General features: G+C 31.5%; 10 protein-coding genes. 4 read left to right on the top strand and 6 right to left on the bottom strand.

The window, feature by feature from the left end:
- Positions 1-104 precede the first annotated feature (104 nt).
- The 3 genes from ABDX67_RS09135 to ABDX67_RS09125 form a co-directional block, all read right to left on the bottom strand.
- Positions 105-2,579, bottom strand: a complete 2,475-nt coding sequence (locus ABDX67_RS09135) for a beta-mannosidase (RefSeq protein WP_347174707.1) — start codon at positions 2,577-2,579, stop codon at positions 105-107.
- Entirely contained in the window at positions 2,569-3,297 is a 729-nt protein-coding gene (locus ABDX67_RS09130) for a copper homeostasis protein CutC (protein WP_347174706.1), read from the bottom strand. The genes ABDX67_RS09135 and ABDX67_RS09130 overlap by 11 nt, the downstream gene beginning before the upstream one ends.
- A gap of 92 nt (positions 3,298-3,389) precedes the next feature.
- Positions 3,390-5,684 carry a glycoside hydrolase family 20 protein gene (locus tag ABDX67_RS09125; RefSeq protein WP_347174705.1) on the bottom strand — a complete coding sequence of 765 codons (2,295 nt, stop codon included), beginning with the start codon at positions 5,682-5,684 and terminating at the stop codon, positions 3,390-3,392.
- 63 nt (positions 5,685-5,747) lie between these two features.
- Between ABDX67_RS09125 and ABDX67_RS09120 the strand changes: the two genes are divergently transcribed.
- The 3 genes from ABDX67_RS09120 (at position 5,748) to ABDX67_RS09110 (ending at position 11,321) form a co-directional block, all read left to right on the top strand.
- Complete coding sequence (locus ABDX67_RS09120; RefSeq protein WP_347174704.1) at positions 5,748-8,678, top strand: GH92 family glycosyl hydrolase; 2,931 nt, start codon at positions 5,748-5,750, stop codon at positions 8,676-8,678.
- 161 nt (positions 8,679-8,839) lie between these two features.
- A complete protein-coding gene (locus ABDX67_RS09115) occupies positions 8,840-9,838 on the top strand; it encodes a glycosylasparaginase (protein ID WP_347174703.1) in 999 nt (332 codons plus the stop codon).
- Positions 9,839-10,004: 166 nt separating this feature from the next.
- Positions 10,005-11,321, top strand: a complete 1,317-nt coding sequence (locus tag ABDX67_RS09110; protein WP_347174702.1) for a sugar MFS transporter — start codon at positions 10,005-10,007, stop codon at positions 11,319-11,321.
- A gap of 191 nt (positions 11,322-11,512) precedes the next feature.
- Here the strand turns inward: ABDX67_RS09110 and ABDX67_RS09105 are convergent, their stop codons facing one another.
- The 3 genes from ABDX67_RS09105 to pyrG form a co-directional block, all read right to left on the bottom strand.
- Positions 11,513-12,385 carry an Abi family protein gene (locus tag ABDX67_RS09105; protein WP_347174701.1) on the bottom strand — a complete coding sequence of 291 codons (873 nt, stop codon included), beginning with the start codon at positions 12,383-12,385 and terminating at the stop codon, positions 11,513-11,515.
- Positions 12,386-12,625: 240 nt separating this feature from the next.
- Positions 12,626-14,503 (bottom strand): membrane protein insertase YidC, encoded by a 1,878-nt coding sequence (gene yidC / locus ABDX67_RS09100; RefSeq protein WP_347174700.1) that lies wholly within the window; start codon positions 14,501-14,503, stop codon positions 12,626-12,628.
- Between the two features lie 272 nt (positions 14,504-14,775).
- The gene (gene pyrG, locus ABDX67_RS09095; RefSeq protein WP_347174699.1) at positions 14,776-16,386 is read right to left on the bottom strand and encodes a CTP synthase; all 1,611 of its coding nucleotides are present in this window, start codon (positions 16,384-16,386) and stop codon (positions 14,776-14,778) included.
- Between the two features lie 227 nt (positions 16,387-16,613).
- Here pyrG and rpmH point away from each other — a divergent pair, with 227 nt between their 5' ends.
- Positions 16,614-16,775 (top strand): 50S ribosomal protein L34, encoded by a 162-nt coding sequence (gene rpmH / locus ABDX67_RS09090; RefSeq protein WP_301400877.1) that lies wholly within the window; start codon positions 16,614-16,616, stop codon positions 16,773-16,775.
- Positions 16,776-16,812 lie beyond the last annotated feature (37 nt).

The raw sequence follows: 16,812 nt of genomic DNA, 5'->3' as shown, positions 1-16,812 counted from the left end.
TCTAGTGAATTTATATTGAGAAAAATAAATTTGTATCGAGATATCTTTCATGTTGTTCTCGATACAAAATTGTTCATACTTCTCATTTTCACTCGAACTAACAATTACTTTAATTGATTCAAGGTTTTTAAATGCAAATCATCCAAAGATTCTGCATCAGTTATAAACTCAATTGTAATTGCTTCATTCGGTAATAAATCAAAAAAGTTGTTAGAGAAATGACCTTTATTTTTACTGAACAAGAAAACATCTTTTTGTAAAACAGCACTTTTTAAAGTGATTGAAAATCCAGTTTTTGTTTTTGTAATTTCTTTCTGAATTTCTCCTTTTGGTAAGTTTAAATTTTTCGGATTGCTAAAAAAATGAAGCGCTTTTTTGCCATTAAATTCGGTAATATACACATGATTCTTTCTATCAATATCTACATTTGGAATGCTATATACTTGCTGACTTGCATTTTCTTTTACAGAAATATCTTTAAAGTTTGACCAGATTTCGTTTCCATTAAAATCAATAATTTTTACATTTAATTCCCCAGAAATAACATCAAAAGTATCGTTGATGATGTGCGTTACAATGTCGAATTTATCTTCTTTGTATGAAATCAGCACATTTTCAAATGCTTTTTTAGCTTTGTACTGCAAGGCTTTCCAGTTGCCAAAATAATCAATGCTAGACCAAGATATTGATGGCCAACAATCGTTTAATTGCCAATATAAGGTTCCCATATTATACGGTTTTGCTCTTCTGTGTGCCTCAATTCCCATGACAATTCCTTTGGCTTGTAATAACTGACTTACATACATATAATCTTCATCTGAAGTCGGGATGTTATAATCACGTTGCATATATTCATCAATCAATTGAAAACCTCTGATGTGTTTTTGATGTGATTTGATGCCGTCTGTTTTTAAATCAATTTGTTCTTTTTGGTTGATGAAATTGATCGTTTCGTAAGACGGAAAAGATTGAAAACCAAATTCGCTCATAAACCTCGGGACTTGTTTTTCAAAATGTTCAAACGGTCTTGCATCATGCCAAACCCACCAATCGTGTGCATCGCCTTCAAATTCGTATTTCGGATTTCCTCTTCCAAATTTTGGTGAACTTTCCCAATAACTTGTCTCGCTATATTTTGCAACAGTTTGAGGTAAAATCGAATCAAAAACAGCTAAATAATCAGACCAAATTTCTGCTTTTTCTTTTTCACTTCTTCCATCTTGCCAACCCCAACGTTTCCAACCTTCAGAGTTTTCATTGTTTCCTGCCCACAACGCAATTGAAGCATGATTTCGCAATCTTTTTACTTGATCTTCTGCTTCTTGCTGTACGTTTGCTAAGAATTCAATATCACCAGGATACATCGCGCACGCAAACATAAAATCTTGCCAAACTAAAATGCCTTTTTCATCACATAAATCGTAAAAAACATCATTTTCGTAAATTCCGCCTCCCCAAACTCGCAACATATTCATATTAGAGTTTACAACACCAGAAAGTAATTTTTGATACTGTTGATTGGTTACTTTATTTTGAAAACTGTTTTGTGGAATATAATTGGCACCTTTCATATAAACAGGTTTTCCATTCAATTCAAAATAAAATGATTCTCCAATTGAATCTTTTTCTGTAATCAATTTTATCGTTCTAATACCTTTTTTTATTGATTTTTCGTCTTTTATGATATTGTTTTCTAACAACTTAAAATCAAAATTATACAAATGTGGTTTTCCTAAATTATGTGTCCACCATAACATCGGATTTTTAATATCAAACGGAACAGAATAGCTGTGTTTTCCTTTAGCAACTTTAAGGTGATTTGAATAAGTTTGCTTGTCTGCAGTAGTAACAAGCATGATGTTTTTATCTTCATCACTGTCAATGGTGACTTCAATTTCTAAACTTGCATTATTTTCTGTAATGTTTTTTTGTTTGATAAAAATGTCATCAAACTTGATGTTGTTCCATGCCTTTAAAGAAATGTTTTTCCAAATTCCAGAAGTATTGAGTTTTGGTCCCCAATCCCAACCATATTGAAATTGTGCTTTTCGAGTGTAAATTCTCTTTCCTTCAGGTAATTGATATGGATTTTCTTTTTCTTTTACAGTTTCTATTGCATCCGTATTCGTAAATACAATTTTCAGTGAATTATTAATTTTTAGCTGTTTTTTTACATCAATTGTAAAAGTTCTAAATGCATTTGAAGTTGTTAAAAGAAGCTGGTCGTTTAAAAAGATTTTTGCATAGGTATCCAATCCTTCAAAAGAAATGTTGATATTTTCTTTTTGTAAAGTTGCTTCATTTACAGTAAATGTAGTTTTGTATTCCCAATCTTTTTTAGAAACCCATTGTACTTTTTCTTCATTTGTTTTTACAAACGGATCTGGAATGAGTTTATGATTCAGTAAATCTGTAAAAATGTTTCCTGGAACGGAAGCCGATTTCCAATCAGAATCTTTAGCAGATTTGAATTCCCAATTTTCATGAATATTCAAAACGATTGGTAATTCTGAAGTTGTTTTTTTACAACCAACAATACTTGTTATTAGTAAAAGAAAAAAAAGGTATTTATATTTCATTAGAAATGATTTCTAAACAGGTTTTTATGTGGTCAATATCAGAAAGAGCTACTTGAGTTTCATCAAAATGCTTGTTGCTATTCATTGATATTGTTGGTTTTTCAATGGTTTTGTTTTGTGTAGTTGCTGATAAATGAACTTCTTTAAATCCGTTTTTTTGAAACAGTTTGATATTGTTTTTATGAATTCCGCCGCCAGGCATTATCGTAATTTTTGAAGTTGTTTTTTGAAATTCAATTAAATTTTTTAATCCTTTTTCAGCGGATGTTTCTTGCCCCGAAGTTAAAATTCTAACCACACCGATTTTTTCTAAATTTTTGATTTCGTCTATCGGATTTACAACCCAATCAAAAGCTCTATGAAATGTAAAATTCATTGGTTTAGCAATTGCAACAAGTTCCTTGGTTCTTTCTACATCAATGGTATTGTCAATATGTAAAACGCCAGAAACAACTCCAGAAACGCCTAATTCTTTACAAATTAAAATATCTTCTTTTAAAACTTGAAACTCTTCATCAGAATAGGTGAAATCTCCGCTTCGTGGTCTTACCAATACATGAATTGGAATCGTTAAATCTTCAACCACTTTTTTTAACAATCCGTATGAAGGAGTAATTCCGCCAACAGCCAATTCAGAACACAATTCGATTCTATTTGCTCCAGCTTTTTCTGCATTGATTGCAGATTGATATGAATTTGCACAGATTTCTAGTTTCATATTTTGTGTCATTCCTGCGAAAGCAGGAACCTTATTAAAAGTAGTTAAATGTTATAAAATGGATTCCTGTTTTCGCAGGAGTGACAGTCATTTTATTCCACAATAATTTCATCAATAAATGTCCAAGGTAAATGACCAGCGCCTTGTTTTCCGTCAGGAATAATGCCGTAATTCATTACTTTTAATTTAATGTATCGTGTAAAAATTTTGGTTTCTAATTTTAAATCAACAATTTTTTCTTCGCTTTGTTCCATTTCAATTGGTAAATATTCTTCGTTTCCTGGAAAACTAACCACAACTTGAGTCGGAGCATAAATCCAACTTCCAACTTGATTGTTAAAACGTGTAGCAATAGAATTTACATTCATTTCTTTTCCTAAATCAATCGTAATTTCAACGTCTTTTCCATTAAAACCTAACCATTGATCATCACCATAACGCTTGTTGCTTCCACTAATTCCGTTGATTAATGCATTATTACCGCCAGCATTGTATTTTTCACTCGGTGCAACATCAAAACTTATCTTTTTTCCAACCGCTTTGTGCATTTTTACAGTTTCATTAAAAACACCACTTACCTGACTTTTATCACTAAACGAAGCGGCATTTATGGTAACACTTTTGTCTATAAGCAACGGTTTTTTATAAATAGTAGAGTTGATGTTTGGCTCAGTTCCATCTAAAGTATAACGAATGGTTTTTGTGCCAGAATTCGTTTTTAAATTCATGTATAAAACGCCATCTTTTATTTCTGATTTTCCTAAAACTTCATATAAATGATTGGCATAATTTACATCTCTAGCGTCTAATCTTTGCTGATAAAATTCTAATCTATTTTTAAAATTCTCGAAATCTTTGTTTTTATTTTCAGACCAAACAACTTCACTCAAAGCAATCATTCTTGGAAAAGCCATGTATTCAACTTGCTTAGAATCTTTCATATATTCTGTCCACACATTTCCTTGTGCTCCCAATACATATTTAGATTCTTCTTTGGTTAATTCTTTCGGAATCGGATTAAAACTATATACTTTTTCTAAAGGTAAAAATCCACCAATAGCCAAAGGCTCTTCTTCTTTTGTAGATTGATAATGATCAAAATAACAGTGAGAACCAGGAGTTAAAATCACATCGTGATGTTGTTGTGCTGCAATAACTGCACCCTCTGTTCCTCGCCAAGACATAACAGTTGCATTTGGCGCTAATCCGCCTTCTAAAATTTCGTCCCAACCAATAATTTGTTTTCCTTTAGAGTTGATGTATTTTTCCATTCTTGTGATAAAATAACTTTGCAAACCGTATTCGTCTTTAAGTCCTTCTTTTTTTATCAAAGCTTGACAATGCGCACAGTTTTTCCATCTTGTTTTCGGAGCTTCATCGCCACCAATATGAATATATTTACTAGGGAATAATGCAATCACTTCATCAATTACATCTTCTAAAAATTTAAAAGTTGCTTCTTTCGGACAATAAATATCTTCAAAAATGCCCCATTTTGTTGCAACATCAATTGGTTTTCCGGTACAACCTAATTCTGGATATGCACTGATTGCAGCTTGAGCATGACCCGGCATTTCTATTTCAGGAATTACATCAATTTGTCTTTCAGTAGCATATTTTACAATATCTTTAATTTCTTCTTGCGTATAAAATCCGCCATATTTTTTTCCATCAAACTGATGTGGTTGATCGCTATAATGTCCAATTAACGTTTCATTTCTGTACGCTGCAATTTCTTGTAATTTTGGATATTTTTTTATTTCGATTCTCCAACCTTGATCTTCTGTTAAATGCCAATGAAACGTATTCATTTTTAACATGCTCATCAAATCAATATATTTTTTAATAAAATCAACTGGAAAAAAATGACGTCCAACATCTAAATGCATTCCACGATATTTGAACTGTGGCGCATCAGTAATTTCTAAATTTTGAACTGAAACAGTACTTCCTTTAAAAGTGCTATTCTCAAAAGAAGCTGGCAATAATTGACGTAAAGATTGTACGGCATAAAATGCTCCTTTTGCAGAACTCGCAGTAATAGTTATTTCGTTTGTAGTTACTTTTAGTTGATAACCTTCTTCGTTTGTTATAGAGGCATCTTTTTTAAAGTTGATGACATTTTTATAGTCTTCTGATTTTAACTTGATTTCACTTCCATATTCGATATAGGATTTTAAAAAATCTGCAACTTGCCTAAATGCATCATCAGAAAAAATACCAGTTGCATTGCTCATTTCAAAAATACCATCATTAATTTGTTGTGTTGATGGAGCTGGAATAATTGCAGGATGTATAGCGATTTGCTTTTCTTCTGAACACGAAGTTATAAGTAAAATAGCAAATGAAAAGATTAAAAAATACTTGGTGTGTTTAAAATTCCACATAAATAAATAGGTTGATTATTGTTATCTTGCTAATTTAGTCAAATAAATAAATCCAAACACAGAATGAAAAAATATTTTCTGCTAATAGTTTTACTATCATTTTTCTTAGATTCATGTAAACCTAACCTTCCAGTTTCTTTAGCTCAAAAAGATCAAGCATTAATTTCTTATGTAAATCCGTTTATCGGAACTGGCGGTCATGGACACACATATCCTGGTGCTACAAGTCCGTTTGGAATGATGCAATTAAGTCCAGATACACGATTAGATGGTTGGGACGGATGTTCCGGATATCATTATTCTGATTCTGAAATCTTCGGATTTTCACACACACATTTAAGCGGAACAGGAGTTTCTGATTACGGAGATATTTTATTAATGCCAACAAATAAAGTGGTTTTTAATAATGGCGCTGACGGAAAAGAAGGCTACAAATCTAAATTTTCTCATGACAACGAAGTAGCAGAACCTGGTTATTATAAAGTACATTTAGATGATACAAATATTGATGTTGAATTAACAGTTACAGAAAGAAGCGGAATTCATAAATATAATTTTGCTGAAGGATCAAAACAAATTATCATTTTAGATTTAGAGCATCGAGATGAAGTCTTAGATTCTAAATTAACTATCAATTCTAAAACAGCAATTTCTGGATATCGTTTTTCTAAAGCTTGGGCTACAGATCAACGATTATTTTTTGACCTGTTATTTTCTAAACCATTTACAAACGTTACTTTATTAGAAGATAAAACAGAAGGAAAAAAAGTAAAAGCAGCGTTTGAATTTGACAACACTACAGGAAATGAAATTAGAGTTACCATCGGAATTTCACCGGTTGATGAAGCAGGAGCAATGCACAATTGGCATTTAGAAATTGGAAGTAAAACTTTTGAAGAAATTAAGAAAGAAACACAAAAAGTTTGGGAAAAACAATTAGAAAAAATAGTCATAGAATCTGATAATATTGATTATAAAACTAATTTTTATACAGCTTTATATCACACAATGATTGCACCAAATTTATATCAAGATATTGACGGTCGTTATCGAGGAATGGATATGAAAATTCATGAAACATTAGATTTTGATTATTACACAGTTTTCTCACTTTGGGATACCTACAGAGCGGCGCATCCGTTGTATACAATTATTGAACAAGACAAAACCAACGATTTTATCAATACGTTTTTAGCAAAATATGATGAAGGCGGAATTATGCCAATTTGGGATTTATCTGCAAATTATACAGGATGTATGATTGGTTACCACGCAGTTCCTGTAATTGCTGACGCTTATTTAAAAGGAATTAGAAATTACGATGTAAACAAAGCTTTTGAAGCAATGAAACATTCTGCAACAAGAGATAAATTAGGATTGGATTCTTATAAAAAATTTGGATTTATTCCGGTTCAAAAAGAATCAGAATCGGTTTCTAAAACCTTAGAATATGCTTATGATGATTGGACAATTGCACAAATGGCAAAATCGTTAGGAAAAGAAGACGATTACAAAACATACACAGAAAGAGCGCAATATTATAAAAATGTGTTCGATCCTTCAACACATTTTATGCGTGGACGTTTTAGAAATACGTGGTTTGCACCTTTTGATCCTTTTGAAGTAAACTTCAATTATACAGAAGCTAATTCTTGGCAATACAGTTTTTATGTGCCGCAAGATGTTTCTGGATTCATTAATTTATTAGGCGGAAAAGAAAATTTAGAAAAGCAATTGGATAAATTATTTACTGCAAAAAATGAAACTTCTGGTAGAGATCAAGCAGATATTACAGGTTTAATTGGTCAGTATGCACACGGAAACGAACCAAGTCATCACATGGCTTATTTGTATAATTTTGTGAATAAACCGCATAAAACACAAGAAAAAGTTCGTCAAATTTTGACTGAATTGTACACAAATGATCCAGCGGGAATTTCAGGAAACGAAGATTGTGGACAAATGAGTGCTTGGTATATTTTGAGTTCTATGGGATTTTATTCTGTAACTCCGGCTTCAAATCAATACATTATTGGAGCGCCATTATTCCCGAAAGCAACCATCAATTTAGAAAGCGGAAAAACATTTACCATTGTTTCCGATTCTATTTCTAACAAAAATAAATACATCAAATCGGTTGAATTGAACGGTAAAAATTATCCGTACACATTTTTAAAACACAAAGACATTATTGCTGGCGGAAGTTTGCGATTTGTAATGACAGACAAACCATCAACTTGGGGTACAAACGACAAACACATTCCGGTTACAGAAATTAAAGAGCATTTAATTGTTGCTGCACCTTTTATTGAAACTGGAGAAATTGCTTTTAAAGGAAAAACTTCTGTAACGTTAAACTCAGTAAATAAAGACGCAACTATTTATTATTCGATCGGAGAAGAGTTTAAAAAATATGAAAATCCAATTGTAATTGTAGATAAAGTTGCATTAAAAATGTATGCACAAAAAGGAGAAACGAAAAGTGCAATTATTACAACAGATTTCTTTAAAATTGATCCAAATATTAAAATCGAATTAAAAACGGAATATGCAAATCAATACAATGCTGGTGGAAAAAATGCGTTGATTGATGGAATCATCGGAGCACAAGATTTTAGAACCGGAACTTGGCAAGGATATTCTGATACAGATGTAATTGCAATTGTAGATTTAGGAAAACAAAAAGAAATTAATGAAGTTTCTGTAGGTTTTTTACAAGACCAACGTAGTTGGATATTCCTTCCAACTGAAGTTAGTGTTTTGGTTTCTAACGATGGAGTAAATTTTATAAATTATGAAAAACATTCTAGAAAGTATAATGTTGAGAAATCAGAAGATGTTATAATAAAAAGAACCACTTTTAATAAAATAAAAGGGAAATATAGATATATAAAAGTAGTCGCAAAAAAATTGGGGGTTTTACCAACATGGCATTTAGGTTATAAACACGATGGTAGATCTTGGTTGTTTGTTGATGAAATTCAAATAAAATAAATGAACGTCATTGCGAAGAAAGTTTTTGCTTTCTGTGGTAATCTCATGATTAAAAAAGAGATTAATTCGTTCCTCGTAATGATAAAATAAAATAAGAAATGTTATTCTTGCGTAGGCAGGAATCTATATAATTAAAGATACTGAACTAAATTCAGCATAAAATGAAAAGAAGAAATTTTATAAAAAGAGCTTCCTTAACAGGGTTAGGTTTGGCAGTTGCACCAACAGTTATATCTTGTGAAACGGATGATAAAAAAGAAAAAAAATCTATATCAAAAGGTAAAAAAGTTGTGCCAGTTGTAGTGGCAACTTGGCGTTTTCATAATGCTACAAAAGCAGCTTGGGAAGTCTTGGAAAAAGGTGGAACATCTATCGATGCCATTGAGGCAGGTTGTAGAGTAGAAGAAGCCGACGAAAAAAATACAACTGTTGGTAAAGGTGGTGCTCCAGATAGAGACGGAAATGTAACGTTGGACGCTTGTATAATGAATAAAGATGGTGGTTACGGAGCGGTTGTTTGTATGGAGAACATTGCACATCCAATTTCTGTAGCTCGTAAAGTCATGGAAGAAACTCCACATGTTTTGTTAGCAGGAAAAGGCGCAGAACAGTTTGCGGTTGAACAAGGTTTTAAAAGAGAAAATTTATTAACCGAAGCCTCTAAAAAAGCTTGGGAAAAATGGAAAGTAAAATCAGAATACAAACCGATTATCAACATCGAAAATCACGATACAATTGGCATGTTAGCTATTGATAAAAAAGGTGATATTTCTGGTGGTTGTACTACAAGTGGAATGGCATATAAAATGGCTGGTCGAGTTGGTGATTCTGCAATTATTGGTTCAGGATTATTTATTGATAATACAATTGGCGGAGCAACAGCAACCGGAATGGGAGAAGAGGTTTTGAAAACCGTTGGAAGTTATTTAATTGTAGAATTAATGCGTCAAGGAAGAACGCCGCAAGAAGCCTGTGAAGAAGGTGTAAAAAGAATTGTAGAATCCAATCCAAATTATCAAAATTTTCAAGTAGGTTATGTTGCGCTAAATAAACAAGGAGAATATGGTTGTTATTGTATTCATGGCGGATTTGGAATTAGCAAATATCAAGAAGGAGAACAAATTTATGTAGAGTCTAACTCGTACACAAAAAAAGGATAAAGTAGTTTTAATGTTGCAGAGGCTCAATGTGGCAAAGTTGCAAAGGTTCAAAGTAGCAGAGTTGCAAAGCTTAAAAAGTTGTCATTGCGAATGAAATGAAGCAATCTTTTATGTTTTAGCTATAAAATTATAAAGTGAAAAGGAATCATCTAAAAAGGTAAAATTAATGAATACATCAACGAACAAATCATACAAATCTGCATTTATATTTTTAACTTCTTTGTTCTTTTTATGGGGATTTATTACCGTGTTGGTAGATTCTTTAATCCCGAGGTTGAAAGATGTTTTTGAAATGTCATATGCAAAAACAGTCTTGGTACAATTCGCATTTTTTGTGGCATTTTTTGTATTCTCATTACCAGCCGGATTTATCTTATCAAAAATTGGATATAAAAAAGGAATTGTTCTTGGTTTGGTAACTATGGCAGTTGGTTGTTTGTTATTTTATCCTGCGGCAGAACACAGATTGTTTTCTGTTTTTTTAGTTGGATACTTTACGTTAGCGGGCGGAATTACCATTTTACAAGTTGCAGCAAATCCGTTTGTTGCCTTGTTAGGAAGTGAAGAAGGCGCGAGTAGTAGATTGAATTTATCGCAAGCGTTTAATTCTTTAGGAACAACAATTGCACCTGTTGTTGGAGCATTATTTTTATTGAGCGATTCTGTAAAATCATCCGACGAAATTGGTTTACTAACTGAAACTCAAAAAAGCGAATATTATATTTCGGAAGCAGCAACAGTTCAAACTCCGTTTTTACTAATTGCTGGATTTATTCTATTGTTAGCAGTCATATTTCTATTTACAAAATTGCCAAAGTTGATTGAAGAAAGTCCGAAAGGCGGCTATTTTAAATTGCTAAAAAACAAAATAATGTTGATGGGCGCATTGGGAATCTTCGTGTACGTTGGTGCAGAAGTTGCCATCGGAAGTTTTTTAGTCAACTATTTTTACGATTCAGGTTTGGCACCAATTGTTGCAGAAAACGATACCATGATGAATATTGCAAACACTATTGCCAATACTTTTAACCAATCCTTTTCTGGTAAAGATCCAAAATCTTTATTAGGAATTTTTGTCATTTTTTATTGGGGCGGCGCAATGATTGGTCGTTTTGTGGGTGCGTATTTAACCAAAATTATGTCGGCAGGAAAAGTGTTGAGCATTTTTGCCTTGTTGGCAATTAGCATGATTGTAATTTCTATGAGCACAACTGGTTTAGTTTCTATGTGGTCTATTTTAGCCGTTGGCTTGTTCAACTCTATTATGTTTCCAACTATTTTTACTTTGAGTTTAGAAGGTTTGGGAGATTTAAAAGCACAAGCTTCTGGGTTGTTGTGTATGGCAATTGTTGGTGGCGCAATAATTCCGTTTTTCTTTGGAAATTTAATTGATGGTTTTGGCTTTAAAACAGCGTTTATTTTAACAATTGTATGTTATGGGTATATTCTGTTTTATGGACGATTTAAAACGAAGAAAGCGTAGAAAAAATAGTAGTTATTTCCGTAATCGGGTTAGATTAGCAATAAATCACAAAATTTATTTTTTTATAAGTATACTTTAGTATTAAAGTAAAAAAACCTAGAGCAAAATGTCTAGGTTCTGTATAATTTTTTATAGTGCAACACTAAAGCGTAATGAATAGCTAGGCACTTTATAGAGCAAATATACAACATTTACATATTATAACCAATTTTACCTGTAATTATTAGTTTAATAATTTCATTGTTTTCATATTTTTTAAATAATATATTTATTTCATTATTCATATCATCATTACGTTCTTCAGAGATATTTTTTAATATATATGAGATTGTTTTTATTCCAGCATCTAGAGATTGATTATTGTTGTTGTTAAATCTTATTTTAGGAATTTTGTAGATACCTTGAGGAAAATTTAAATCAAATAAAACACCTGCATGAGCACAAATATTTCGAATAAATTTTATAGTATGAATAAAATTGATAAAAGTTTTAAGATTATTTAATCCATAAATTTTTGAAATTTCTTTTTTTAATTCATCATTTTTCAATGCTCTAAAAATAGTAACAATAGCTCCAAAAGTTAAGAATTCAAAAGTTTTCCATGTAGGCGCATATATGTCATTTCTATATTTAACATGATGAAGTTTTATTTGTTTATTATCCTCTTTAAATTTATTTGTATATAGTTTTGTGTCTAAGCTTTTTATAAACCAAGAAGCCATTATTTTAGGATTGGAATACCAAATAGGGTCATCATTATGCTTATTAGATATGTAATAAATAATTTTAGTCCTAAAATTAACTTCTATACGCTTTAAATACTTTAATAAAATATTTCTTAAATCTACATCCAAATAGTAAAGGTTAATTATATTCGAAAATAGAGTGTCTTTTTGAAAATTATGATCTTTATCCATTTCGAAAGGAAACCAATAAAAACCAAGCCTATAATAGCCTATATCTAATAATATTTCTTTAGCTTTCTCTTCTCCACAGTCGAAAATCATTCCTCTTTTTTTAAGAAGATTTATTTGTTCTTCTATAGTTGATACTTTTTTACTCATTTTAGTTTAGAACAGATTATTCAGAGTTAGCAAGTTAACTTTTTTAGTAATATAATCAAGAAGTAAAACTACATGTTTATCAAAAATAAAGAAGTTTGTTTTTTATAAGATATCTCGACTCCGCTCGATATGACATTCGTTTTTGAGATTCTTCTTCGTTCTACATTTGGTATTCAAACTAAAAACAAAAAAAACCGAAACAATTATGTTTCAGTTTTTATTGTTTAAAGGCGTTGCCTTTTACTTGCGTTTTTTGTTTTGTGCTTGTTGTTCTTGCGCTTGTTTCATTGCATCATCTAACCGTTGTCTAAACTTTCCTTTTTTCTTTTCAGGACGTTTTTTGTTTTCTTCGATCTGAGCAATAATTTTATCTTCATCAATTACATAGTTTTTTATGACCAACATAATTACGATAGTTAGTAAGTTAGAAACAAAGTAGTATAAACTTAAACTACTTGCGTAGTTGTTAAAGAAAAATAACATCATTATTGGAGATAAATAAATCATCATCTTCATCATCTTTTGCATGTCTGGCATTCCTTCTTGCGCTGGTGCCTGCATATTTGCTTGCTGACTTTGATTCATTTTCATATAAAAGAAAATGGCAACAGAAGCTAAGATTGGAAATAAACTTACGTGATCTCCATAAAACCAAATATTAAATGGCAATTGGAAAACTGCATCGTAAGATGATAAATCGTCTGCCCATAAAAATCCTTTTTGTCTTAATTCTAAATTTGCTGGGAAGAAACGGAATAATGCAAAGAAAATTGGCATTTGTAACAATGCTGGTATACAACCAGACATCATGCTAACTCCAGCTTTTCGCTGAACTGCCATGGTTTCTTGCTGACGCTTCATTGCGTTTTCTTTTCCTGGTAAACGTTCGTTAATCGCTGTTAATTCTGGACGAATTACTTTCATTTTTGCACTAGAAACATACGATTTGTACACTAAAGGTGACATTAAAATACGAACTACAATGGTCATTAATATAATAATCAATCCGTAGTTAGACATTAATCCGCTTAACCATCCAAAAATAGGAATAAAAATACCTCTGTTAATAGCACCGAAAATTCCCCAACCTAAATCAACAATTTCTTCTAAGTGTTTACCTTCATAAGCTTTTAGAGGTTTGTAATCTACTGGTCCGTAATACCAGTTCATATTGTAATTTAACTCGCCGTTGTTTAATGCTAACGGAGTGTTTAATTCGTATTTTTTTGTAAAAACTGTGTCAATTTTATCATCATTAACTAAATTGGTAGAAATTAAAGATGCTTTATCAAACGGTTTTTCAGTTAATAAAACAGATGTAAAAAAGTGTTGTTTATAAGCAACCCATTGTACATTATCTACAATTTCATTGTCGTTACCACCAGCAGAAAGGTAATCAGCTTCATCTGTATAGAATTTCAATTCAGAATACATATTTTCTGTAGAAATACTTCTCTCGTTACGGAATGTTTTTAAATTCCAATCTAAATTAATGGTGTTAGAAGAGTTAATTACATTTCCTAATCCTTGAGAACGCACAGCAAAATCAACCATATAATCGTTTGGTTTCATTTCGTATCTGTATTCTAAATATTGTGTTTCAGAAACTTTCAGTTTCATAGAAAGCACTTGATTTTCTCCGTTTTTAGTAAGTGATGGAGTGAACAATAAATCTTGAGTATTTAAAATACGATTGTCTGTTGTTCCGAAATTAAGATTAAAAGAAGCATTGTTGTCTTTTATTAAATACAAAGGCAAAGAATCGTATCTTTTATACGTTTTTACCAAGGCTTCAATAATTTGACCTCCTTTATTATCTATCGTTAATTTTAATTTTTTGTTTTCTAAAATGGTAGTTCCTTCAGTTGCAGTTTGTGCTCCGTAAGCAAATGCGCCTAACTGATTTTGTAGTGCAATATTTGTTAAAGAATCATTTGTAACTATAGAAGTTGTGTTATTTGTAAGAGTTGGTGTAGTTTTAGTAGTATCTACAACTGTTTCTGTAGTGTTTTCGGTTGGTGTAATTTCGTCTTGGTTAGAGTACATAAACCAAAGCATAATTGCTCCTAATAATAATAATCCGATAAACGAATTTGCGTCAAATTTTTTCTGTTCCATTGATTGTTCTTAAGTGTCAACTTGTCATTTTGTCTTCAAGATTTGAAGATAAGCGCGACAAATGTAGCAAAACTGTACTGTTTTTAGTTGATTTTACTAGGTTTATTTTTGATGTTACTAATAGGTCAAATGTTGTTCCGTTTTTTGAATTAATCGTATTTTTTATTCTTTAGTGTCACCTCGAGCGGAGTCGAGAGGTCTTTAAATTATAAAAGAGTTCTCGCATCTCTACTCCGCTCGATATGACAGCTCGAACAGACATAATTGATAATTTATTTAGAATGATTTAAAGCGGCATTAACAAAACTTACAAATAAAGGATGCGGATTTAACACCGTACTTTTATATTCTGGATGATATTGTACACCAACAAACCACGGATGATTTGGGATTTCTATAATTTCTACCAAACCAGTTTTTGGGTTGATTCCAGTTGCTTTCATTCCGGCAGCTTCAATCTTTTTTAAATACTTATTGTTAAATTCGTAACGATGTCTGTGACGTTCGCTAATCATTTCTGATTTGTAAGCGTCAAAAACTTTAGAATCTTTTTTGATTTCACAATCCCAAGCTCCCAAACGCATCGTTCCGCCTTTTTCAGTTATATTTTTCTGACTTTCCATCAAGTTAATTACAGGATTTTTTGTGCTTTTATTCATTTCTGTAGAACTTGCATTTTCTAGATGCAGAACGTTTCTAGCAAATTCTATTACAGCCATTTGCATTCCTAAACAAATTCCGAAAAACGGAATGTTTTGTTCTCGAGCATATTTTACAGCTTTGATTTTTCCTTCAATTCCTCGATCACCAAAACCAGGTGCAACTAAAATTCCGTTTAAACCTTGAAGTTTTTTCTCAACATTTTTTGGAGTTAAACTTTCAGAGTGAATCCAACGAACTTTTACTTTAGTTTCGTTTGTAGATCCTGCGTGGATAAATGCTTCTGTAATTGATTTGTATGAATCGTGTAATTCTATGTATTTACCAATCAAACCAATTTCTACAGTAGAAGTTGGGTTTTTATGTTTTCTAATAAAATTATTCCATGCTACTAATTGTGGTTGTTTTTCTGATGATAAATGTAATTTCTTTAAAACCACTTTATCTAAACCTTCATCAAACATTAAATTAGGTACGTCGTAAATAGTTTCTGCATCAATAGATTGTATAACGTCCTCTTGCTTTACATTACAAAACAACGCTAATTTACGCTTGATATCGTCAGAGATTTCATGTTCTGTTCTACATACTAATATATCTGGACTTACTCCACTTTGCATCAACATCTTTACAGAGTGTTGTGTCGGTTTTGTTTTTAGTTCTCCAGCAGCTGCTAAATAAGGAACCAATGTTAAATGAATAACAATTACATTTTCTCTTCCTTTTTCCCACAACATTTGACGAACAGATTCTACATAAGGCAATGATTCAATATCACCAACCGTTCCACCAATTTCTGTTATTACAATATCATAATCACCCGTTTCACCTAAAATCTGAATTCTGTGTTTAATTTCGTCTGTAATATGCGGAATTACTTGAACTGTTTTACCTAAAAACTCGCCTTTTCGTTCTTTATTAATTACAGATTGATAAATTCTACCCGTTGTAACATTGTTTGCTTGACTCGTTGGAATGTTTAAAAAACGCTCGTAATGCCCTAAATCTAAATCGGTTTCTGCACCATCATCTGTAACATAACATTCGCCATGTTCGTACGGATTTAATGTTCCAGGATCTATATTAATATATGGGTCTAATTTTTGAATAGTTACAGAATAGCCTCTTTCTTGTAAGAGTTTTGCTAAAGATGCAGCAATAATTCCTTTTCCTAGTGATGATGTTACGCCTCCAGTTACAAAAACGTATTTGGTATTTTTCATGGTGATTAGGTTTGGACAAAAGTACTAACTCTAGAAGTTTTGACAAATTAAAAAGCAATAAAAAGTGCAATAAAATTTGTAAATTTGAGCTTCTAAAAAATAATTTATTTTTTTTTAAAATTGTATTTGTCAAAAACAAAAGTAGTTGTATATTTGCACACGCTTTTAGCAGACGAAAATTCACAAAAAGCAAAACAGAATAAAGACGATATTTAAAAATACAAGTAATGCCGAAAAGAACGTACCAACCATCGAATAGAAAGAGAAGAAACAAACACGGTTTCAGAGATAGAATGGCTTCTGCTAATGGTCGTAAGGTTTTAGCTAGAAGAAGAGCAAAAGGAAGAAAGAAATTATCTGTTTCTACAGAAACAAGACATAAGAAATAATGATTAACAATTGTTAATAATTAAGGTGTTACTATTT

Source organism: Polaribacter uvawellassae (assembly GCF_039748955.1).
In the GTDB taxonomy this organism is placed as follows: domain Bacteria; phylum Bacteroidota; class Bacteroidia; order Flavobacteriales; family Flavobacteriaceae; genus Polaribacter; species Polaribacter uvawellassae.
Note: the sequence above shows the minus strand (reverse complement) of the source record. Positions and strands in the feature narration are given on the sequence as shown.